Below are 20,093 nucleotides of genomic sequence, written 5' to 3' on the forward strand. Positions count from 1 at the left end.
GCGGTGCGGGGGCCTCGCGGTGCGGGGGCCTCGCACCTATGACCAGCGGGACGCCAGCAGCAGCGCGATGTCGTCCGGCCGGTCGGTGGCCCGGCGCGCCTCGCTGATCAGCCGGTCCGCCGTCTCGGCCAGCGGGGACGGCCCGCAGTCGGCGAGGGCGGCGCGCAGCCGCTCGACACCGAGGTCGATATCGATGCCCGCCTGTTCGACCAGCCCGTCCGTGTACAGCGCGAGCACCGCGCCCGCCGCCAGACGCAGTTCGGTGACCGGGTAGGTGGCCGCCTCGTCCACGCCGAGGACCACTCCGCCCGCCAGGTCCAGCACCTCCGTCCGGCCGTCCGGCTGGCGCAGCAGCGGCTGCGGGTGCCCGGCCCGTACCGCCTGGGTGTGGCCCGTGGCCGGGTCCATGACGATGTAGCAGCAGCTCGCGAACTGGCCGGGATCGAGATCGATGAGCAGTCGGTTCGTCCCGCTCATCACCTCCTGGGGGTCGTGCCCACTGAGCGCGAAGGCCCGCACCGCGCTGCGGAGTTGGCCCATGGTGGCCGCGGCGGAGACGCCGTGTCCCTGGACGTCGCCGATGACGAGGGCGAGTCGGTCGCCGGTCTCCACGACGTCGTACCAGTCGCCGCCGACGTCCATGCCCTGGGTGCCGGGGAGATAGCGGCCGACGGTGCTCGCGTTGGCCAGGAGGGGCAGTCGGTGCGGCAGCAGGGCGTCCTGGAGTCCCCGGGCGAGGGCCGCCTCGGTGTCGTAGCGCTGGGCCCGTTCCAGTGCCTGCGCGATCAGTCCGGCCAGTGCGGTGAGGACCGTGCGCTCCTCGGGGCCGAAGCCGCGCGGCTGGTCGAAGCCGAGGATGACGGAGCCCACCGGGCGACCGGAGGCGATCAGGGGCAAGAAGGCCCGCGCGCCCACATGGGCGTCGAGCGGGATGCCGGGGTAGGCGGCGGCCAGATGCTCCATCGACTCGTAGAACAGCGGCCGGCCGGAGGTGAGGGTCTCGACACCGGGCAGCCGGGCGTCGAGCGCGACCCCGTCGAAGCGGTCCAGGAAGCCCAGCGGGAAACCGGTCTCCCAGGCGAGGAAGAGATGCCGCTCGTGGAGCAGGTAGATGGCGAGCTGCCGGCCGCCGAAGGCGGGCAGCAGCTCCTGGGTGACCACGGCGGAGACCTGACGGGCCGTGACGGCCTCCGTCAGCGCGATGGCCAGGGCGACCGGGCGGTACATGGCCGACGCCCGGTCGCCCGGGGGTCCGAGCCCGGTGAGGGAGACCCGATCGGCCTCCGGTGGCGGCGGGCCCTCCGCCTCGACGAGGGTGACGGTCAGCCCGTCGTGGCCGGGGTAGAGGGAGACCGACAACCATTCGTGGGCCCGGTGGCGGACCACGAAGTGGACCGGGTTGTAGGAGAGCAGGGCGGCCCGGTAGTGGTCCTCGTAGGACAGGTGCCCGAGCCAGGGCAGTGCGTCCCACAGCACCTGGCCGACGAGTTCGGGCCGGCCCCGGCCGAGCACGGTCTCCGCGTTGTGGTTGAGATAGGTGATCCGGCCGAGCCGGTCGAGGGAGAGGACACCGCGCGGGAGCCGGTCGGTGGCGTCGGAGAGGACCGTACCGGTGCCGAGGTCGAGCAGCGAGCCGGTGAGGCGGGCGCCCCGGCCGTCCCCGGCCGGGGTGGCCCCGCCACCGGAGAGCTCCAGCAGGTACGGGAGACCGTCGGGGGCGCGCAGCCGCATCCGGCGGGAGGTCGGGCGCGTCGATTCGGCGACCCGCCGGGCGAGCGTCCAGAGCCCGATGGCGTCCTCCCGCGCGAGCCGCCCGGTCAGCGCCCCGATGGTGCCGGGGAAGCGCGCCGGATCGGCCCCGAGGAGGGCGCACACCTCACCGTCGGCGGTCACCTCACCGGTGTCCAGCTCCCACGCGAAGTGACCGACGCGTACCGCGGGGGCGGTGGCGGGCACCTGCACGGACACCGGTTCGCGGTCCCAGATGACGGCCGAACCACGCTCGCTCAGGGCACCGAGCGCGGCGCCGAGGTGCCGTGCCGCCTGGTGGATGCGGTCACGGTCGGCGCTCTCGACCGGGCGGCCGGGGGTGGCCCGGCGCAGCACCGCCAGCACACCGAACCGCTGCCGTCCGCTGACGACCGGTTCGTACAGCGAGCTGAACGGGAACGGCAGACCCGCCATGAGCTGCGGGAAGCGGCGCATGGCGTCCTCGGCGTCGGCGAGGTGCACGGCCCGGCCCGAGCGGTACGCCTCGGCCACCGGGAAGGAACGGTTCACATGCATCCGCCACCAGGCGCGGAAGAGCCGGGTGGGCAGCCCGGCGAGCACGGCGAGCCGCAGCAGGCCCGGTGCGTCGGAGCGGAGGAAGACCCCGCCCGCGTAGCCGCCGACCGCGTCCATCGCCCGCACGGCCGCCTGCGCGAGCACCAGCTCCAGTTCGTCCGGCGTCGCGTCATCGGCCGCCGCCTCGTGCTCTCCCGGCGGGGGGCGGCCGGTCGCGCCGTACCAGGTCACACAGTCAGGATGCGCCACCCTGGCCGTACCGCGCATCTCCGTGGCTGCGGCCCCGGTCTCAGAATCCGAGGTCGGAGAGGCCGGGGTGGTCGTCGGGGCGGCGACCGAGCGGCCAGCGGTAGCGGCGGTCCCGCTCCTTGATCGGGGTGTCGTTGATGCAGGCGTGCCGGGTGCGCATCAGGCCACTGGCGTCGAACTCCCAGTTCTCGTTCCCGTACGAGCGGTACCAGGTGCCCGAGTCGTCGCGCCACTCGTAGGCGAAGCGGACGGCGATGCGGTCGCCGTCGTGGGCCCAGAGCTCCTTGATGAGGCGGTAGTCCAGCTCCCTGGCCCATTTGCGGGCGAGGAAGGCGACGATCTGGTCGCGGCCGGTGACCCACTCGGCGCGGTTTCGCCAGCGGGAGTCCTCGGTGTACGCGAGGGCCACCTTCTCGGGGGTGCGGGTGTTCCAGCCGTCCTCGGCCAGCCGGACCTTCGCGATGGCCGACTCACGGGTGAAGGGAGGCACGGGGGGTCGCATGGACATGGGTCTCCTTGGCGTCGGTTCCGGCGCCGGCCGAGACCGGGCGTCGGATGCGTGCGGCAGCACGAAGAGCGTGCGGCAGTACGAAGAGATCTGAGAACGATCGTTCTCTACTTCTCGGGGCGAGCTTAGGGAGAACGTTGGTTCTCGCGCAAGTGCCGCCCGATCCGGGCTTGCGAACTCCCGGCCGGGGCGGGCGCTGCCGTACCACGCCGTGATCGTCCGGAATCCGAGACGGCCGACCGCATACGGGCCCACTTCCGTCTCAGGGGCCGGACTCCTGGGCTATGTTGAGCCCCGAGTGGGACGAGAAGGAGTGACACCGGTGCCATCAGATCAGCAGGCACGCGCACAGGCGTCTGCGATCACGCCGGGCAGGCTGACCCCCGAAGCGGAGCCGGCCCCCGTGGACAGGGTCCTCGCCCTCTTCGGCGGCCACCGACTCTCCCCCGGGCAGCGGCGCATCGCGCAGTACATCGCCGACCACCTCACCGAGGCGGCATTCCTGTCGATCACCGACCTCGCTGAGCGCGTCGGGGTCAGCCAGCCGTCGGTCACCCGGTTCGCCGCCTCGGTGGGCTTCAGCGGGTATCCGGCGCTCCGGGAGGCGCTACAGCCGATCGCGCTGAGCGCCGTCGCCGCGTCGCCCGACACCGGCGAGGCCGACCGGCGCAATGAACTCCAGGCGGCCGTCGACGCCGAGATCGAGAATCTGGAGAGCCTGCGGCGGGCCCTGGCCGACCCCGACCAGATGCTCGACATCGGCCGCGAGCTGGCGCGCTCGACTCCCCTGACCATCCTCGGACTGCGCATCTCCGGATCGCTGGCCGAGTACTTCGCCTACGCCGCCCGGCGCATCCATCCCGATGTGCGGACGGTGACCCGGGGCGGCAGCGTCGCCTACGACACCCTGCTCCAGGCGCGGGCGGCCGGCGGGACCTGGGTACTGGCGTTCGCGATGCCACGGCACGCCCATGAGACCCTCGCGGCCATCCGGGCGGCCCGCGGCGCGGGGCTGAAGGTGGCCCTGATCACCGATCTGGCGCTCGGCCCGCTGGTGGACGAGGCCGACGCCACCCTGACCGCCGCCACCGGGTCACGGCTCGTCTTCGACTCGTACGCGGCGCCCGGCGTCCTCTCGGCGGCCCTCCTCCAGGCGATGGCGGACGCCGATCCCCAGCGCACCCAGGCCCGTCTCGAAGGGTATGAACAGGCCGCGGAGCAGCACAACTTCTTCCTTGAGGAGTGAAGCGCCCCGCCGCCCCTCGGGGGCCCGAGGACCGACGTGCCCAACCGGTCCCCGACCTCCCCCCGCCACCCTCTCGCCGGACCGCTCCGAGCCCCCTCGCCGAGCCCTCCCACCGGACCGCTCGAACCTTCCGCCACACCCTCTCGCCGGACCGCGCGGAACCCTCCGCCGCGCCCTCTCGCCGGACCGCGCCGGCGCCGGGCGAACAGGGGATTTCAGCCCTCGCGGTGCATGAATTTTTTCATACCCTTGCGTACTCGACGGTATATATATTTACTGATCGAGTACCCCCGGGAATCACTGATCGGGTGCCCACGGGATCCCAGGCGGCCCGTGCCCTCCAGGAAAGTCGGCAGTCCGCGACCATGTACCTCACTCCTCGCCCCGCCTTATGCGGGGCTCGCAGCGGCCGGCCTCCGGGGCCCACCCCGCCGACCGGTTGATGAACGCGGGCGGAACCACGATCCGCCCGCGCCGACCGGCCAGATCCGGACACCGGGGACCCCTCGACGCCACTCCTCCTCGCGTCGCCCTCCGCGGTGTTCCGTCCGGGCACTCCGCCCCCTGCGGACTGCCCATCAGGCGGCCTCGGTCTACCCCTGGGCCGAGGCCGCCGGATTCTCTTCCCCCCGAGGCGCCACGCCCCGGACCGGAGCCATGCCGCCCGGTCGGACGTCCCGGGCGCGCAACGCCGTCGCCGCCACCGCCAGCAGGGCCGTCGAACAGGCGGCGACGAGCGCGAGGGACGGCCACAGTGCTCAGTTCGCCGCCGCGCCGACGCTGTCCGGGTGCGGCGCCCCGCTGCCGTTGACCTGCCGGAGGAGTGCGAGGGCCGTCTCGGACGACGAGCCGACGGCGACGCGCAGACTGCCCACCACCGCGCGCGCCTTGCGCCTCCAGTCCCCGTACAGCTCCTGAACGTGCGGATCCAGGAACAGCATCCGGCTCATGTTCGGGCGGCGCGCCGGGTCGTCCGGGCCGAGGGGTCCGGGTGACCGGCGAGCAGGGCGTGCCCGAGGGTGTTCCAGGCCAGCACGTCCGTACGGCGGCCGAGCACGAGCGCCGGGACGCCGTCGACGGCGCGGAGCAGGTCGCGTGTTTCGTCGGCGAGCCTCTCGGGCCGTGGGCGGCGCGGCCGGGGCGTGTGGCGGGCGGCCCCGGCGAGCCGGTCGAGGTGCTCGCGCTCATGGCCGTCGAGCAGCGGAGCGCGGGCGATCGCGTCGAGTGCCTCGGCCGATGCCCCGCGGGACTGGCCCTGTTCCAGCCGTGCGTAGTACGAGACGCTGACGCCCGCCAGTTGGTTCCCAACGCCACCTACCTGATGACCAGGCGGGACTTCGACTTCTGGGACCCGGCCAACGAGAACAGGACCGTGCTCGGCCGCGGAAACCAGAACGTCTTCGAGGACAGTGTCGCGCCGGTCCACCGGGCGGGGCTCACGCATCTGTGGGAGGGGACGTACCGGATCGACAAGAACCTGTGTCTCGATCTCGCTCCCGGGCACGCTCCGGGCTCGTCCGTGCTCACGCTGGAATCCGGTGGCGATCGGGCCCTGTTCGTCGGGGACCTGGTGCGCACCACGCTGCAGATCGCGGAGCCGGACATCAACTCCTGCTTCTGCGAAGACCCCGCGGAGTCCCGCGCCACCCGGCGCAAGCTGCTCGGCCGCGCCGCCGAGGACAACGCGCTGGTCTTCCCGGCGCACTTCGGCGGCCGGGGCGCCGCGGAGGTCGCGCGCAGCGGCTCGAAGTTCACGATCAAGGAGTGGGCGGGCTTCTCCCGCATCTCCTGATGTCCCCCTCCAGAGAGGAGGCATGTCCCGTGCCCCGACAGCAGGATCCGGTCGTCGAGACCCCCGGCGGGCACCGTGCGCGGCCTGCGTGCCGGGGCCGGCGAGCGTTACCGCTCCCTCCCCTACGCGACGGGCCCCACGTCGCGTTCGCCACCACCGGGAACCCTGGCTGGGCTCCGTACACGCCACGGCGTCCCACGGTGGAGATCCTCGACGCATGGAGGACTCGCCGCGGTGGACATCCCCGACGCATGAAGGAGGAGGCTGACCGGCCGGCCTCGGGTCGGTGGCCGGTCGACCACGGCGCGGCCTCCCGGCCGTGAGGTCCGGCCGGTGTGCGGTCCCGCGACCACCGCGGGTCGGTCACCGCAGGGCCCGGCCGGCGCCACGGGTGCTCCCCGGCGGGGGCCAGGCCGAAGCCGGTGCGGACGGCCCCCGGCCCAGGGTCAGCCCTCTTGGGCCGCGCTCACGGCGGCCAGTACGGCGGCGGTGTACGCCTCCACGCGCGCCTTGTCGACACCGAGGCCGGTGAGCGGTCCCGTACCGTCCTCCTGCTCCAGCAGCGCGAGCAACAGGTGCTCGGTGCCGATGTAGTTGTGTCCCAGCCGCAGGGCTTCCCGGTAGGTCAGCTCCAGCGCCTTGCGCGCCCCGGCGTCGTACGGAACCAGTTCCGGCACCTCGTCGACGGCCGGGGGCAGGGTCTCGGTCACGGCCTGCCGGACGGCGTCCAGCGCGACACCCTGCGCCACGACGGCCTTTGCCGCCACCCCGTCCCGCTCGATCAGCAGGCCGAGAACGAGGTGCGCGGGGGCGATCCGCTCATTACCAGCGGCCTGGGCCTCGTTCTGCGCCGCCATGATCGCGTTCTTGGCGCGCGGGGTGAACCGGCTGAATCCCTGGCTGGGATCGAGATCGGGCGCCTCACCGCCGTCCTTCGAGACGAAACGCTTCTGCGCGGCCTGCCGCGTCACCCCCATGCTCTTGCCGATCTCGGTCCAGGAGGCGCCGGAGCGCCGCGCCTGGTCCACGAAGTGGCCGATCAAGTGGTCGGCCACCTCGCCGAGATGGTCGGCGGCGACGACCGCGTCGGTGAGCTGGTCGAGGGCGTTGGAGTGGACCTTCTTGATGGCGTCGATCAGATCGTCGAGCCGGACGGGATTCTTCATCCCCACGGGATTCTCCATGCGTCAACCTTAAGTTGACACACCATGGGTGTCAACTCGCGGTTGACGCCCATGGTGTGACCACCTGACGTCCATGACGATTCGTCATATCTCCTGCCAGCCGCACTCGTTGCTTCTACTCTTTGCGCAGTCGACAGGGGGACGGCCATGACGTACGGAGGAGAGCGGACTTCGGTGGGCGCCGGGCGGTACACGCTGGAGGAGGTGGTCGGCCGGGGCGGTATGGCGACCGTCTACCGGGCCACGGACACGGCGCTGAAGCGCGGGGTCGCGGTGAAGATCATGGATCACGCGAACGCCGATGACAGCTTCCGGACCCGGTTCCGCCGCGAGGCGCGCGCCGTCGCCGCGCTGAATCACGGCAATGTGATCGCCGTGCACGACATCGGGGAGGAACCTGCCCTCCCTGGCGGTGCGCCCACGCCCTATCTGGTGATGGAGTACGTCGACGGCCGGTCGCTGAGCGACATGATCTCCAACGGTCCCCTCCCACTGGCCGAGGCCCTGCGCGTCACGGCCGACGTCCTGGCCGGACTGGCCGCGAGCCATGAGGCCGGACTGGTCCACCGGGACGTCAAACCGGCCAATGTGATGGTCACCGCGCGGGGCACCGTGAAGGTGCTGGACTTCGGCATCGCACGGGCCTTACGGGCCACGTCGACCGCGGTCACCCGGGACGGGACCGTGGTGGGCACCGCCCCGTACATGTCACCTGAACAGGCCCGGGGCCTGACTCTCGACCCGCGGTCGGATCTCTACTCGACCGGGGTGATGCTCTTCGAACTACTCGCCGGCAGACGCCCCTTCGAGGCCGAATCCGTGCCGACCGTGCTCTATCAGCATGTGTACGAATACCCGCCGCTCCTGTCGGAGGTGGGGGTCGCCGTCTCCCCGGAGGTCCAGCGGCTGGTGTCGAGCGCCCTGGCCAAGGACCCGGACCAGCGGCCGTGCTCCGCGGCGGAGATGCGGGCGATCGTCCTCGCCCTGCGGCAGTCGACCGGACCGGCCGAACCCCCCAGACCCGCCCACCGACCCCTGCCCACCATGCCCGTGTTCGCCCCGCTCCGGCCGCCACCGCCGCCGACCGTCAGCCCGGTGACCGCGGCCCGGTCGGCGGTCCGGTCGGCGGCCCGGCAGCGGAGACTCCTGGTCGCGGGGCTGGCCATCCCTCCCATCGGCTATGTCGGGGGCGGTTACGGCCTGTTGACCCTGTTCCGGAACATGGATCGGCTGCCCGACTGGGTGATCTTCTCCGTCAGCCGCCTCCTCGCCTACGGGGTGGTGTGGGGGACGGTCATCGCCGGACTGTGGATCGGTGTCCGGCTGATCCGCACGACCGTCGACGGGGCCCGCCACTCCCTGGCCGTCCTCTGCGCCCTCCTCAACTCTCTCTACGCCCTCTACCTGCTGGGAGCGGAATTCGGGTGGTACGGGTACTACACCTTCTGGCAACCCTGACCCGACCCCCGGCCGGTCGCTTCATGAGGAGTCCCGCCCGCCGGGGGCCGTACCACTCCCCGGCGGCCCCGCGCTGAGCTGCTCGTCGAGATCGTCGAAGAGCAGCCCCTCCCGGCCGACCTGACCGGTGCGGTACGCCACCCGGGCCACCAGATGGGAGGAGACCGGGCCGGTCAGCAACTGGAAAAAGCCGATGAGGCCGAGCGTGCCGAGGTCGATACCGCTGCGCAGCCGGAGGGCGACCCCCACGAGCACCAGCAGCATGCCGAGCGACTGGGGGTTGGTCGCCGCGTGGCTGCGGGAGAGCACATCGGGCAGCCGCAGCATCCCGATGGCACCCAGCAGGCTGAAGGCCGCGCCGAGGAGGAGGAGCACCGCACCGGTGGTGTCAGCCACCTGCGCCCAGGCGTTCACCGCCGTCCCTCCCCACTCCCGGGTCCGGTACCGGTCCCGGGCCTGGGCCGTTCCGGTGCCCGGTCGCGGACCGCGATGAAGCGGGCGATGCCGACCGATCCGGTGAAGCCGAGGAAGGCCAGCACCAGCATGATCGGGAAGTAGTACGCGTCCCGGCTGATCGCGGACCGCACCCCGATGCCGGCGATCATGAGCGCGGCGCACACGTCGAGCGCCATCGCCCGGTCGAGCATCGAGGGACCGCGCCAGAGGCGGAAGAGGACGAGCGCCCCGGCGACGAGGATCATCACCGCCGCCGCGGTGAGCAGGATCTCGTCCACCGTCTCGGCCGCGCTCACCGGCCGCCCCCCGAGCCCAGCGGTGCCACCCGCACGCGGGCGATCTCGTCCCGGTCGCCGAAGGCCCGTACGGTCAATTCCTCCATCCGCCACACCGACCGGCTGGCGCGGTCGGCCGCGCCCGGGTGGTCCGCCTCCAGGATGTGGACGAAGAGGGTGGCGCTGGAGCGACGGACCTCGACCACCGATCCGTCGGGGACGTTGGAGACGGCGACCGCGGTAGCGGTGAGCATCAGATCGCTGCGGCAGCGCAGCGGAACCGCCAGTACGGCCGCCCGGTAGGGCCTGCTGTCGAACATCGGGCGGGCCACCTTCAGGCCGGAGGTGTACATGTCCCAGAGCAGATGGACCGCCAGTCGAGCGATGCCCAGCGGATGCAGCCGCAGCCCGAGATTGACCACCGGGAGCGGGAAGACCAGACACACGATCACCGCCACCAGCAGACCACTGAGCACATTCGCCCAGCTCAGAGTCCCCCACAGCAGAGTCCAGATGACGGTCAGCCAGGCGATCAGCGGCAGGTCCAGCACTCGGAGCCGACGCCCCACCACCGCGCAACTGTACGGCGGCAGCTCCGGGTCGCGGAACTTCAGGGAGATCATGGGGCCGTCATGGGCCGAGCACCGCCTCGATATAGGGGGAACGTTCCAGGAGTTCGGCCGCCGCGCGGTCCGTGAGGGTGGTGAACGGGTCGCCCAGCACCGTGTAGGCGAGCGAGAGCAGCACCAGTGCCGCCGTCGCCCGGGTCATGGTGCGGGGCAGTCGGTCGGTGGTGGTCGTGATGGCCCGGCCGGAGAGGGTGGCGGTCACGGCCTGCCCGGCTGGCCGCCATGCGGGCGCCCCGCCGGAGGGGCCGGTCTCGCTGCCCTCGTCGGAATCGTCGAGATCCGGTTCGTCCAGGACCGTCCCCCGTGCGGGGCCGCCCGGGGGCGCCGCCCGCCAGAAGGCGAGGTTCCAGACCTTGGCCATGACGTACAGGGTGAGGAGGCTGGTCAACGAGGCGGCGGCGACCAGGGTGTAGGCCCAGGCGTCGGCCTCTGCGACACCGGCCCGGAGCAGTTGTAGCTTGCCGATGAACCCGGACATCGGGGGAATGCCGGCGAGGTTGAGCGCCGGCAGGAAGAAGAGCACGGCGAGTGCGGGGGCGGCCTTGGCCAGCCCCCCGATCCTGGTCAGTTCGGTGGTCCCGCCGCGCCGCTCGATCAGGCCGGCCACCAGGAACAGGGCGGTCTGCACGGTGATGTGGTGGACGACGTAGACGATCGCGCCACCGAGTCCGGCGCGGGAGCCGAGTCCGATCCCGAAGACCATGTAGCCGATATGGCTGATCAGGACGAAGGACAGCAGCCGCTTCAGGTCGGTCTGGGCCACGGCGCCGAACACCCCGATGATCAGCGACGCCAGCGCGGCGGCCATCAGGAGGTGCCCCAGCCGGTTTCCGGGGAAGAGCAGCGTCTCCGTACGGATCATGCAGTAGACGCCGACCTTGGTGAGCAGCCCGGCGAAGACCGCCGTCACCGGCGCGGGCGCGGTGGGGTACGAGTCGGGCAGCCAGGCCGCCAGCGGGAAGACGGCGGCCTTCACGGCGAACACCGTCAGCAGCGTCGCCTCCAGCAGGGTCCGTACGCCCAGCGGAAGATCGGCAAGCCGCACCGCGAGTTGGGCGAGATTGACCGTACCCGCCGCCGCGTAGGTCAGCGCGACGGCGGTGAAGAACACCATGGACGAGATCAGCGAGACGATGACATAGGTCGAACCGGCTCGGACGCGGGAGGCCGTGCCGCCGAGGGTCAGCAGGACGAAGCTCGCCACCAGCATGATCTCGAACCCGACGTACAGATTGACCAGGTCTCCGGCGAGGAAGGTGCAGGAGACGCCCGCCACCAGCACCAGATAGGCCGGGTGGAAGACGGCGAGCGGTGTCCGGTCGTCCCGGTCCGCCATGCCCTGTCCGAGGGAGTACACCAGCACGCACAGGGTCACGGCGGATGACACCGTCAGCATCAGGCCGGCGAGCCGGTCGGCGACCAGGGTGATGCCGATGGGTGGCGCGAAGTCGCCGAGGTGGACGACGAGCGGGCCCCGGGTGTCGGCGGCGATCAGCAGGGCGATGGAGAGGCCCAGGACGGCGGTGAGCACGACGACGCTGACGATCCGCTGGCCGCGCGGGAATCGGGTGCCGAGCGCCAGCTCGAAGCCGGTGGCGAAGAGCGGCAGCAGTACCGGCAGGGGCACGAGCGCGTTCATCGGCTGCCTTTCTCGCCGTCGTCGGGGAGGTCCGTGGGGTCCGTGGGGGTGTTCGGGTCCTGTGGGTGCTCCGGGTTCTCTGGTGCGTGCGGGCTCCCTGCGTCCTCGGGGCCGCGCAGGCTCTCCGGGTCCTCCGGGTCCTCGCCGAGGATGTCGTTCCACAGATCGCCCGACGCGTCCCGGGCCCTGGCCTGGAGCGCCCGGTCCTCCCGCAGCACCCCGCGCAGCCGGCGGCGTTCCGTGCGGTACTCGGCCCGGTCGCCCTCGGGCCCCCGCCCCCGGGGGCCGTGCCGCTCGCGCAGGGCGGCCCGCTGCTCCTGCACCTCCGCGCGGAGTGCGACCCGTCGGTCCTCGATATCGTCCTGCACCTCGTCCGTGCCGCTGACACGCTGGCTGCGGTAGGCCATCGACAGCAGGAACGCCGTGGTGGCGAGGGTGATGACGATGGCGGTGAGCGCGATGGCCTGGGGCAGCGGATCGGTGACCCGGGAGAGGACGACGCCCGGATAGAGCAGCGGCGCCTGGCCGGCCGCCCCGCTGGCGCTGATCATCAGCAGGTTGATGCCGTTGCCGAGGATCACCGCGCCGAGCAGGATGCGGCTGAGCGCGCGCATCAGCAACAGGACACCGCCCACGGCGCACAGCACCCCGGCGGTCACCAGCAGCGCGAGGCTGACCGTCATCGGCCCGCCCCCCGCCCGGCCGCTTCCCGCGCCGCCGCCTCCCGCTCGATCTGGCGGTCCACCTTGGCGCCGAGCGCCCGCACGATGTCCAGCACCACGCCGAGCACCAGCAGATACACCCCCGTGTCGAACAGGACCGGCGTACCCAGGTGGAACGCACCGATGACCGGCAGCCGCCCGTCGTAGGAGAAGGCGTGCAGGGCGGTGCCGTCGATGAGCCCGAGCAGGGCCACGCCCGTGGAGAGGAACAGGCCGAGTCCGGTGAAGAGCCCGGGATGGCCGGGGGCCGCCTCGCCCAACTCGAAGCGCCCGCCCGCCAGATAGCGCGCCATCATGGCCACCCCCGCCACCAGTCCGGCGACGAAGCCGCCGCCCGGCAGGTTCTCCGCGCAGAACAGCAGATAGACCGAGAGGACGAGGATGGGATGGAAGACCAGCCTGGCCACGACCTCGAAGACCACCGACCGGTGCTCGGGGGCGAGGGTCTGTCCGGCCGCGAGCCAGGTGCGTTCGGGCGCGGTGTCCTCCGGGGCGGGCAGCGGGGTGACGATCCCCGAGGTGAAGGACCAGGCGGTACGGCCGCCCAGCTCCCGGGGGACGGGCGAGGACTCGTACGCGGAATCGGTCCGGCGCTGGAGGTAGACCAGGCTGGTCACCCCCACCGCGGCCACGGCGAGCACCGCCGACTCGCCCAGGGTGTCCCAGGCCCGGTACTCGACCAGGATCGTCGCCACCACGTCCTTCACCCCGTGGTGCGCGGTCTCGTACACCAGCGCTTCCCCGGCCGGGGGCGCGCGGCGGGCCGCGGCGACGACCCAGAGCACGAACGAGACGGCGGTGGCCGCGGCGAGCGCCAGCGGTACTCGGATCATCAGCCGGCGGCGGCTGATGGTCTCCCGGAAGTGCACCGGCATCCGGCGCAGCACCAGGACGAACACCAGCAGGGAGACGGTCTCCACACAGAACTGGGTGAGCGCCAGATCGGGGGCGCCGTGCACGACGAACAGCAACGCCGTGCCGTAGCCGGTCAGCCCCGCCATCACCACGGCCTTCATCCGGCGGTGCACCTGGAGGCAGAGCAGGGCCGCCACGCAGGTCAGCAGGGCGATGGCGCCCTGGACGGGGGAGTCCCAGAGCCGGGGCGGCGCGGCGCCGCGCCAGGGCCGGTCCACGGCCAGTACGGCGAGTTGGCCGCCGAGCAGCACCAGCAGCACGGTGGCCAGGTAGACGGGGAGGGAGCCGCGCTGGAAGTAGCCGGTGACCTGGAGGGCGAGCCGCTCAAGTCCGAGGAGGACCAGCCCGAAGACCCGGTCGGCGGTCGGCCAGGCGACCCGTCGGGACAGCCGTACCACCTGCCCCCGCGCCAGGAACAGCAGCAGACCGCCCGTCCACGCGGCCGCGGAGAGCAGCAGCGCCACACCGAGCCCGTGCCAGAGCGAGAGCCGGTACGGGTACGCGGGGGCGGGGAAGGCGGCGGCGTACGCGCCGAGCAGTCCGTTCAGCCAGCCGACCCCGGGGCCGAGGACCACACAGGCCGCCGCGAGCAGGGCGGGTGGACCGAGGAAGGCGGGGCCGACGCGGTGGACGGGGGTGTCCGGGAGGCCCGGTTTACGGGCGAACGCCCCCCACAGGAAGCGGAGGGTGTACGCGGTGGTCAGCGCCGAACCGGCGACCAGGGCGACCAGCGTGCAGCGGTCCGCCGCGCTCCCGTGCGCCAGAGCGGTGAACGCCGCCTCCTTGGCGGCGAATCCGAGCAGCGGCGGCAGCCCGGCCATGGACGCCCCGGCGACGGCGGCGACCACGGCGACCCCGGGCAGCGCCCGGCCGACGCCCGACAGCTCCCGCAGGTCGCGGGTGCCGGCGGCGTGCTCGACGATCCCGGTGACCAGGAAGAGCGGGGCCTTGAAGAGCGCGTGGGCGAGGATCATCGCGGCGGCGGCGAGGGCGGCGTCCCGGTAGCCGGCCCCGGCCAGGACCGTCAGAAAGCCGAGCTGGCTGACGGTGCCGTAGGCGAGCACCAATTTGAGGTCGTTGAGGCGCAGGGCGCGCCAGCCGCCCAGCAGCATGGTCAGCGCACCGAGGACCAGCAGGAGGGGCCGCCACGGCGGCGCGTCGGCGAAGGCGGGAGCCAGCCGGGCGATGAGGTAGACACCGGCCTTGACCATCGCGGCGGCGTGCAGATAGGCGCTCACGGGTGTCGGCGCGGCCATCGCGTTCGGCAGCCAGACGCTGAACGGCCAGATCGCCGACTTCGACAGGGCCCCCAGCAGGATGAGTACGACGGCCACCGAGACGGTCGTGGAGGGCGCGGGGGGATCGGCGACGAGGGCGGAGATCCGGTAGGTGCCGGCGGCCCGGCCCAGCATCAGGAAGCCGACGAGCATCGCCAGTCCGCCGAAGGTGGTCACGGTCAACGCCTGGAGGGCGGAGCGGCGGCTCTGTTTGCGCTCGCTGCCGTGGCCGATCAGCAGATAGGAGAAGACGGTGGTCAGTTCCCAGAAGACGTAGAGGAGGACCAGGTCGTCGGCGAGCACCAGGCCGAGCATGGCGCCCGCGAACGCCAACAGATTGCCGGCGAACCGGCCGAGCAGTGGGGTGTCGTCGGCGAAGTACCGTACGCAGTAGAGCAGGACCAGCGCGCCGACACCGGCCGCGAGCAGCACCATGAGCAGGGAGAGTGCGTCCAGCCGCAGTGCGAGCCAGACGTCGTACGCGGGGAGCCACGCCAGGGTCCAGCTCTCCGCCCCTCCGGCCGCCGCCTCACCCCAGTGCGTGCAGGCCCATGCCAGGGCGGCGGCCGGGGGCAGCGCCAACACGACGAAGGCCCGGGTGCCCAGCCGTCGGACGAGGGGGCTCGCGCAGGCCGCGAGCAGGAAGTGACAGAGGATCAGCGCCGCCATGGGACCCCGGAGGTCGGCCCGCTGTCGTCGGCGGTCGCGATACGAAGGACAGAAGGCACGAAATATAGTTATAAGGACAGGAGCCGGTTGACGCTCCGGCACGCCGATGAGGCGCCGACCAGCATCGAGGTCACCCCCCGTCGGCCCATCACCCGCACCGACCGGTCACCCCGGGGCACGGGCCCCGGCTTCCCCGAACCCGCGTGCGAGCCGCTCATCACAGCCACGCATGTTGACCCGCGCACCGGGCAAGCGAGCGGTGACCGGAAACCTCGACCCAAGGAGCCCACCATGATGGTTGTCGGAATCGTCGTCGTCTGCGCTGTCCTGGCCGTACTGGCCTTCCTGGTCCCACGGCTGTCACGCCATCCCGAGCGGGGCACTCAACGCACCCTCGGCCTCGGAACCCGCGCCGGGGGCAAGGCCCCGGGCATCCTGGGCAGGCTCTTCAGCAAGCCTTTCCGCAGCAGCTCGCGCGCGGTCGGCAAGAGCGGTTCGGCGGGGCGACGTGCCCGTGGCCGGATGCCGTTCTGAGGAACCGCGTGCCCTGCTGATCTGACGCGTCCCGGCCCTCGGGCGCCCACCCGCGCGGCCGTCCACACCACCCCGTGAACCCCTGCAAGGTTTTCTCAAGGGTCCGGCAAGCCTTCCGTCCGGCGAGGCCGGGCAGGTCCCCCACGACAGCTCGTCCGGACGGACCCGAACGGGAGACACGGGGGACATCATGCAGGCGGAGAAGACGAACACAGAGGGACGCCAGTGGCTGACACTGGTGGGCGGCAAGCGCGTCCTGGCCGTGGTGCACACGGTCACCTACACCAAACGGCTCCTCGACATCCTGTCGCTGCTCGAAGCCGACTTCCGATTACAGGTGGTGTTCACCGCACCGCCGCACGCCTTCGGGGACGAGGTGCCGCTCTTTCTCGCGCGGCTGGGCAGTGCGGTGGTGCCGTGGGACGACGCCGTACGGATGACCTTCGACCTCGCTCTGGCCGCCGGGCCTCGCGGCGTCGAGCACCTGCGGGCACCACTGATCACCGTGCCCCACGGGGCCAACTATCTGAAGCGGATCGCCGGGGTACCCGGCGCCGGGGTCGCGGGACTGCGCCGGCAGGACATCGCCCCCGGCGGCAGGCTGCCGGCCGCCGTGGTCGTCCCGCACCACGCCGAAGTGGACGAACTGGCCCGCACCTGCCCGGAGGCGCTCCCCCTGGTGAGCGTCGCGGGCGACCCGGTCCACGACCGGATCACGGCGAGCCTGCCGCTGCGTGACGCCTATCGGCGGGCGCTCGGTCTCGCCGACGGCGAGAAGCTGGTGGTCGCCGCGTCGACCTGGGGACCGTGGTCGTCGTTCGGACGGTTCGAGACCCTGCTGCCCCGACTGATCGGCGAACTACCGGACGAGGGGTACCGCACGGCCGTCCTCGTCCATCCCAATGTCTGGTCCGGGCACGGCGCCTGGCAGGTCAGGTCGTGGCTGGCCCGGTGCAGCCGGCTCGGGACCGTCCTCCTGCCCCCGCGGGCGGACTGGCGCGCCGTCCTGATCGCCGCGGACTGGATCATCGGCGACCACGGCTCCGTCACGCTGTACGGGACGCTCACCGGCGCCCCGGTGCTGCTGGCCTCGTCCCCGGAGCAGGAGATCAACCCGGCGTCCCCCGCGGCGGCACTCGCCGTCACGGCCCCGGCGCTCTCCGCGGCCCACCCGCTGATCGAGCAACTCCACTACGCGACGGCCGAGTACCGCCCGGAGGATTACGCGGCGATCAGCTCCCGCATCACCTCGGAACCGGGCCGGTTCAACCGCAACATGCGCCGTCTGATGTACCGCGTCCTCGGCCTCGGCCAACCCGCCCACGAGCCGACGACCGTACCGCTCCCCCATCCGCCGCCCCTGGACACCTGGGGATCGGAGCCCTGGGAAGCCTCGGCATGAGGCGCTTCGTGACGGTGGGCCTGCGGGAACTGACCCCGGAGGCCGGCGCCCCACCCCGGTACGGCCTGTACGCACGGGACGGGCTCGGCCACCCACCGTACGTCCTCCTGGTGCCGCCCCTCCGACCGCGACACCCCCTGGACCCTGTCCACGTGGACGAACACCTCGCCGTGGACACCGATCTCTGCCCGGATCCACCCGCCTGGGAGTGCGCCGACGTGCTGTACGGCAGCAGTCCCCGGGCGTACGCCGATGCACTGCGATGGCTGGCCACGACCGGATCTGCGGGCCCCGGCTGTGGCCTCCTCGCCGTTCCGCTGACGGCGGGCGGCCACTGGCTGGTGACCGGTGGCGCGGCCCGCACCGCGGCCGCGGTCGTCGTGCCGTGTGCCGTCCGGCCCGAGGTGTCCCTGCTGCCGTCCTGTCTGCACGCGTGGCTGGTGGCGGGCGGTTCGCTCAGCGCTCTGTCCCGCGATCGGTGCCCGCCTCGCTGAGCCGTCGGGCATCGGCTGGGCTGGTGGATTCGTAGAGGGCGCGCGCCCGCGCGGTGTACTCGCGGGCGCTTCCCTCGTCCCCGCCGTCCCGGGCGCTCTCGCCGAGCATTTCCAGCGTACGGGCCTGCCAGTGCGCCGCTCCCGATGCGACGAACACCGCCAGCGCCTCCGTCAACTGGGCCACGCCCTCCGCCCGCTCCCCGGCACGGGCCCTGGCGCGGCCCAGAAAGGCGAGGGCGCGTGCCGCGTCATGAGGGTCCCGGACCGCCACCATGTCGTCGTGCGCCAGGGTGAAGTGCCCCACGGCCGTGCCGGGTTCGGCTCCGGCGAGGGCGATCTCGCCGAGCACGATCCGCGCGAGAGCGGCGCCGCGCGGATAGCCGCAGACCTCCCAGACGGAGATGGCGCTGTGGAGGCAGGGCACGGCCTGGTCCATCCGTCCCGCTTCGCGGTGGCAGGCACCGAGCCCGAGCAGTGCCTGTCCCTCGTCCCGCGCGTCCCCCGCCCGGCGTGCCGCGTCGAGTGAGGCGTGGTACCACTCGGCGGCGGTGTCGGTGCGCCCGGCGCCGCTCAGTCCGATCGCGCCCGAGTTGAGCATCTGGCGTTCGGCGGCACCGTCACCGTCCCGCCTGGCGGCGGCCAAGCCGATCTCATGTGCCTCGATCCATAGGTCGTAATGCCGCAGCCGCAGGTAGAGGGGCCATTGCGCGTCGACGAGCTGCCAGGCTGTGGCGTGCCAGCCCCGCTCGGCGGCGGCGCGGACGATCTCCATCAGGTGCAGCCGCCGCGCGTCCAGCCAGGCGAGCGCTCCGGCGTCGTCGGTGAACGGAACCGGCAGGCCGGGCGAGGGGAGGGTGTAGGCGCGCGGCAGGGTCAACTGGATCGGGGTCAGCAGCCGCTGCGCCTCGGTCGCCGTCTCCAGATACCACTCGCAGACCCGGCGCAGGCTCTCCTCCCGGACCGCCTCGGTGTCGTCCGTGAGAGCGCGGTCCTGGGCGTGGACCCGGACGAGATCGTGGAATCGGCAGCCTTCGGCGCCGAGGTCCTCCATCAGATTGGCCTCGATCAGTTCATCGAGGGCGCGCTCCGCCCGCTCCAGCGGTTCCGCGGCGGCGGCAGCCGCGATCAGCGCATCGAAGGTGGACAGCGGCAGCGGGCCGAGCCGGCGATAGAGCCGGGCCGCCCCCTCGGTCAGGACGGCGTACGACGCGTCGAGGGCCTTGTGCACGGTCTCTTCCCCTTCCACCTCCAGCGCGGTCAGCCGACCCGGGGTCCGGGCCAGGGCGTCGGCCAGCGCCGCCATGGGCTGCCGCGGGCGCGACGCGAGCCGGGCGGCGGCGAGACACACCGCGAGCGGCAGCCCGGCGCAGAGCGTCGCGATCCGGCGCGCGGCGGCGGGTTCACCGGCGACCCGGTCCGCGCCGACACCGCGGATGAGCAACTCGACGCTCTCCGCCGTATCGAGGGCTTCGAGGCTGTGGAACGCCGCCCCGTCCATCCGGAGCCCGGAGAGCATCCGGCGACCGGTGACGGCGACCAGGCAGCCAGGGCCGCCAGGCAGCAGCGGCCGGATCTGCGCGGCGGTGAACGCGTTGTCGAGCATGACCGCGATCCGCCGGTCGGCCGTGCTGGAACGCCACAGGGCCACTTGCTCGGCGGGGTCCGCCGGTACCGTCCGGGCCCCGAGCGCCCGCAGGAACCGTCCCAGCACTTCGCTCTGGCCCGCCGGGCGGCCGGTGATCGAATGGCCGCGCAGATCGGCGTACAACTGGCCGTCGGGGAAGGCGCCGTCGAGCCCGTGCAGCCACCGGGAGACCAGAGTCGTCTTGCCGATCCCCGCCTGACCGCTCACCACGATCAACGGCTGGGCCCGCGCCCGCAGCGCGCTCAGGGCGGTGAGGTCAGGTTCGCGGTTGGTGAAGTGGGTCGGTACGGGGGGAAGCTGACGGGGTACGGGGAGGGGTGGCCGCCCGTCCCCCGCCGGGGCGTGGATGTGGATATCGCCGCGCACCTCACGCGCCTGGATGGTGGGACCGTACAACCGGGCCGAGCCGCCAATGGCGTTCTCCGCAGCCGGAACGTTCCCCTCCCCCGTGTTCGCCTGGGATCTGTCGCCATGGGCACCCCGTGCGCTCATCCATCCGCCCCCTCGCTGTCGGCCGGCCCTCAACGGATCCCTCTGAGCCATACCCTGACCAGCACGGAAACGATCTCCCTTGAATGGGATCCAGCCAGTACGGGACCACATCTGGCGGCCCTTACCACCCCGTGCCAAGCTCGGTCACAGCTTGTCGGCCGACGGAGGACGAGCCAGCGGGGGCGCTGTGGAGATCCACTTACTTGGGCCCGTAGGGCTCT

At 72.4% G+C, this 20,093-nt stretch carries 18 protein-coding genes; 6 read left to right on the plus strand and 12 right to left on the minus strand.

What is annotated here, in order from left to right:
• Positions 1-36: 36 nt before the first annotated feature.
• Together ACH4S7_RS24905 and ACH4S7_RS24910 are read right to left on the minus strand one after the other, a co-directional pair.
• Complete coding sequence (locus tag ACH4S7_RS24905) at positions 37-2,553, minus strand: SpoIIE family protein phosphatase (RefSeq protein WP_398523478.1); 2,517 nt, start codon at positions 2,551-2,553, stop codon at positions 37-39.
• Positions 2,554-2,575: 22 nt separating this feature from the next.
• Positions 2,576-3,043, minus strand: coding sequence for a DUF1348 family protein (locus ACH4S7_RS24910; protein WP_398523479.1), 468 nt, complete (start codon positions 3,041-3,043; stop codon positions 2,576-2,578).
• A 322-nt stretch (positions 3,044-3,365) separates the two neighbouring features.
• On the opposite strand from ACH4S7_RS24910, the gene ACH4S7_RS24915 reads away from it, so the two are divergent.
• A complete protein-coding gene (locus ACH4S7_RS24915) occupies positions 3,366-4,289 on the plus strand; it encodes a MurR/RpiR family transcriptional regulator (RefSeq protein ID WP_398523480.1) in 924 nt (307 codons plus the stop codon).
• A 758-nt stretch (positions 4,290-5,047) separates the two neighbouring features.
• Here ACH4S7_RS24915 and ACH4S7_RS24920 read toward each other — a convergent pair.
• Both ACH4S7_RS24920 and ACH4S7_RS24925 read right to left on the minus strand, forming a co-directional pair.
• Positions 5,048-5,230, minus strand: coding sequence for a hypothetical protein (locus ACH4S7_RS24920; protein WP_398523481.1), 183 nt, complete (start codon positions 5,228-5,230; stop codon positions 5,048-5,050).
• A gap of 5 nt (positions 5,231-5,235) precedes the next feature.
• Positions 5,236-5,346 carry a hypothetical protein gene (locus ACH4S7_RS24925; protein WP_398523482.1) on the minus strand — a complete coding sequence of 37 codons (111 nt, stop codon included), beginning with the start codon at positions 5,344-5,346 and terminating at the stop codon, positions 5,236-5,238.
• On the opposite strand from ACH4S7_RS24925, the gene ACH4S7_RS24930 reads away from it, so the two are divergent.
• Complete coding sequence (locus tag ACH4S7_RS24930; RefSeq protein ID WP_398523483.1) at positions 5,299-6,081, plus strand: MBL fold metallo-hydrolase; 783 nt, start codon at positions 5,299-5,301, stop codon at positions 6,079-6,081. The genes ACH4S7_RS24925 and ACH4S7_RS24930 overlap by 48 nt on opposite strands.
• A gap of 446 nt (positions 6,082-6,527) precedes the next feature.
• On the opposite strand, the gene ACH4S7_RS24935 is transcribed toward ACH4S7_RS24930, so the two are convergent.
• Positions 6,528-7,265, minus strand: coding sequence for a Clp protease N-terminal domain-containing protein (locus tag ACH4S7_RS24935; RefSeq protein ID WP_398523484.1), 738 nt, complete (start codon positions 7,263-7,265; stop codon positions 6,528-6,530).
• A 147-nt stretch (positions 7,266-7,412) separates the two neighbouring features.
• On the opposite strand from ACH4S7_RS24935, the gene ACH4S7_RS24940 reads away from it, so the two are divergent.
• A complete protein-coding gene (locus ACH4S7_RS24940; RefSeq protein ID WP_398523485.1) occupies positions 7,413-8,723 on the plus strand; it encodes a protein kinase in 1,311 nt (436 codons plus the stop codon).
• A 21-nt stretch (positions 8,724-8,744) separates the two neighbouring features.
• Here the strand turns inward: ACH4S7_RS24940 and mnhG are convergent, their stop codons facing one another.
• From mnhG to ACH4S7_RS24970, 6 genes are read right to left on the minus strand one after another with little or no spacing between them, the layout of a single operon-like run.
• Positions 8,745-9,137 (minus strand): monovalent cation/H(+) antiporter subunit G, encoded by a 393-nt coding sequence (mnhG, locus tag ACH4S7_RS24945; RefSeq protein WP_398523486.1) that lies wholly within the window; start codon positions 9,135-9,137, stop codon positions 8,745-8,747.
• A complete protein-coding gene (locus ACH4S7_RS24950; protein WP_398523487.1) occupies positions 9,134-9,475 on the minus strand; it encodes a monovalent cation/H+ antiporter complex subunit F in 342 nt (113 codons plus the stop codon). Before ACH4S7_RS24950 ends, mnhG begins: the two co-directional genes overlap by 4 nt.
• Positions 9,472-10,077: a Na+/H+ antiporter subunit E gene (locus tag ACH4S7_RS24955; protein WP_398523488.1), complete on the minus strand. Its 606-nt coding sequence runs from the start codon at positions 10,075-10,077 to the stop codon at positions 9,472-9,474. Before ACH4S7_RS24955 ends, ACH4S7_RS24950 begins: the two co-directional genes overlap by 4 nt.
• 7 nt (positions 10,078-10,084) lie before the next feature.
• A complete protein-coding gene (locus ACH4S7_RS24960; RefSeq protein ID WP_398523489.1) occupies positions 10,085-11,722 on the minus strand; it encodes a Na+/H+ antiporter subunit D in 1,638 nt (545 codons plus the stop codon).
• Positions 11,719-12,405 (minus strand): Na(+)/H(+) antiporter subunit C, encoded by a 687-nt coding sequence (locus ACH4S7_RS24965; RefSeq protein WP_398523490.1) that lies wholly within the window; start codon positions 12,403-12,405, stop codon positions 11,719-11,721. The genes ACH4S7_RS24960 and ACH4S7_RS24965 overlap by 4 nt, the downstream gene beginning before the upstream one ends.
• Positions 12,402-15,305 (minus strand): Na+/H+ antiporter subunit A, encoded by a 2,904-nt coding sequence (locus tag ACH4S7_RS24970; protein ID WP_398523491.1) that lies wholly within the window; start codon positions 15,303-15,305, stop codon positions 12,402-12,404. Before ACH4S7_RS24970 ends, ACH4S7_RS24965 begins: the two co-directional genes overlap by 4 nt.
• A 291-nt stretch (positions 15,306-15,596) precedes the next feature.
• Here ACH4S7_RS24970 and ACH4S7_RS24975 point away from each other — a divergent pair, with 291 nt between their 5' ends.
• The 3 genes from ACH4S7_RS24975 to ACH4S7_RS24985 all read left to right on the plus strand — a co-directional run bounded on the left by ACH4S7_RS24975 (position 15,597) and on the right by ACH4S7_RS24985 (position 17,735).
• The gene (locus ACH4S7_RS24975; RefSeq protein WP_398523492.1) at positions 15,597-15,839 is read left to right on the plus strand and encodes a DUF6411 family protein; all 243 of its coding nucleotides are present in this window, start codon (positions 15,597-15,599) and stop codon (positions 15,837-15,839) included.
• Positions 15,840-16,029: 190 nt separating this feature from the next.
• On the plus strand, positions 16,030-17,241 hold the full coding sequence (locus tag ACH4S7_RS24980; protein ID WP_398523493.1) for a hypothetical protein: 1,212 nt from the start codon (positions 16,030-16,032) through the stop codon (positions 17,239-17,241).
• Positions 17,238-17,735 (plus strand): hypothetical protein, encoded by a 498-nt coding sequence (locus ACH4S7_RS24985; protein ID WP_398523494.1) that lies wholly within the window; start codon positions 17,238-17,240, stop codon positions 17,733-17,735. Before ACH4S7_RS24980 ends, ACH4S7_RS24985 begins: the two co-directional genes overlap by 4 nt.
• Here the strand turns inward: ACH4S7_RS24985 and ACH4S7_RS24990 are convergent.
• Entirely contained in the window at positions 17,698-19,872 is a 2,175-nt protein-coding gene (locus ACH4S7_RS24990) for an NB-ARC domain-containing protein (RefSeq protein WP_398523495.1), read from the minus strand. The genes ACH4S7_RS24985 and ACH4S7_RS24990 overlap by 38 nt on opposite strands.
• Positions 19,873-20,093: the final 221 nt, after the last annotated feature.

Source organism: Streptomyces sp. NPDC020965, assembly GCF_044333555.1.
Lineage (GTDB): Bacteria > Actinomycetota > Actinomycetes > Streptomycetales > Streptomycetaceae > Streptomyces.

Bases quoted from the DNA above. Each gene is read 5' to 3' on its own strand.
- ACH4S7_RS24905 (WP_398523478.1), bottom strand. From the start codon at position 2,553: ATGCGCGGTACGGCCAGGGTGGCGCATCCTGACTGTGTGACCTGGTAC.
- ACH4S7_RS24910 (WP_398523479.1), bottom strand. From the start codon at position 3,043: ATGTCCATGCGACCCCCCGTGCCTCCCTTCACCCGTGAGTCGGCCATC.
- ACH4S7_RS24920 (WP_398523481.1), bottom strand. From the start codon at position 5,230: ATGCTGTTCCTGGATCCGCACGTTCAGGAGCTGTACGGGGACTGGAGG.
- ACH4S7_RS24935 (WP_398523484.1), bottom strand. From the start codon at position 7,265: ATGGAGAATCCCGTGGGGATGAAGAATCCCGTCCGGCTCGACGATCTG.
- ACH4S7_RS24940 (WP_398523485.1), top strand. From the start codon at position 7,413: ATGACGTACGGAGGAGAGCGGACTTCGGTGGGCGCCGGGCGGTACACG.
- ACH4S7_RS24955 (WP_398523488.1), bottom strand. From the start codon at position 10,077: ATGATCTCCCTGAAGTTCCGCGACCCGGAGCTGCCGCCGTACAGTTGC.
- ACH4S7_RS24960 (WP_398523489.1), bottom strand. From the start codon at position 11,722: ATGAACGCGCTCGTGCCCCTGCCGGTACTGCTGCCGCTCTTCGCCACC.
- ACH4S7_RS24965 (WP_398523490.1), bottom strand. From the start codon at position 12,405: ATGACGGTCAGCCTCGCGCTGCTGGTGACCGCCGGGGTGCTGTGCGCC.
- ACH4S7_RS24970 (WP_398523491.1), bottom strand. From the start codon at position 15,305: ATGGCGGCGCTGATCCTCTGTCACTTCCTGCTCGCGGCCTGCGCGAGC.
- ACH4S7_RS24975 (WP_398523492.1), top strand. From the start codon at position 15,597: ATGATGGTTGTCGGAATCGTCGTCGTCTGCGCTGTCCTGGCCGTACTG.
- ACH4S7_RS24980 (WP_398523493.1), top strand. From the start codon at position 16,030: ATGCAGGCGGAGAAGACGAACACAGAGGGACGCCAGTGGCTGACACTG.
- ACH4S7_RS24985 (WP_398523494.1), top strand. From the start codon at position 17,238: ATGAGGCGCTTCGTGACGGTGGGCCTGCGGGAACTGACCCCGGAGGCC.
- ACH4S7_RS24990 (WP_398523495.1), bottom strand. From the start codon at position 19,872: ATGAGCGCACGGGGTGCCCATGGCGACAGATCCCAGGCGAACACGGGG.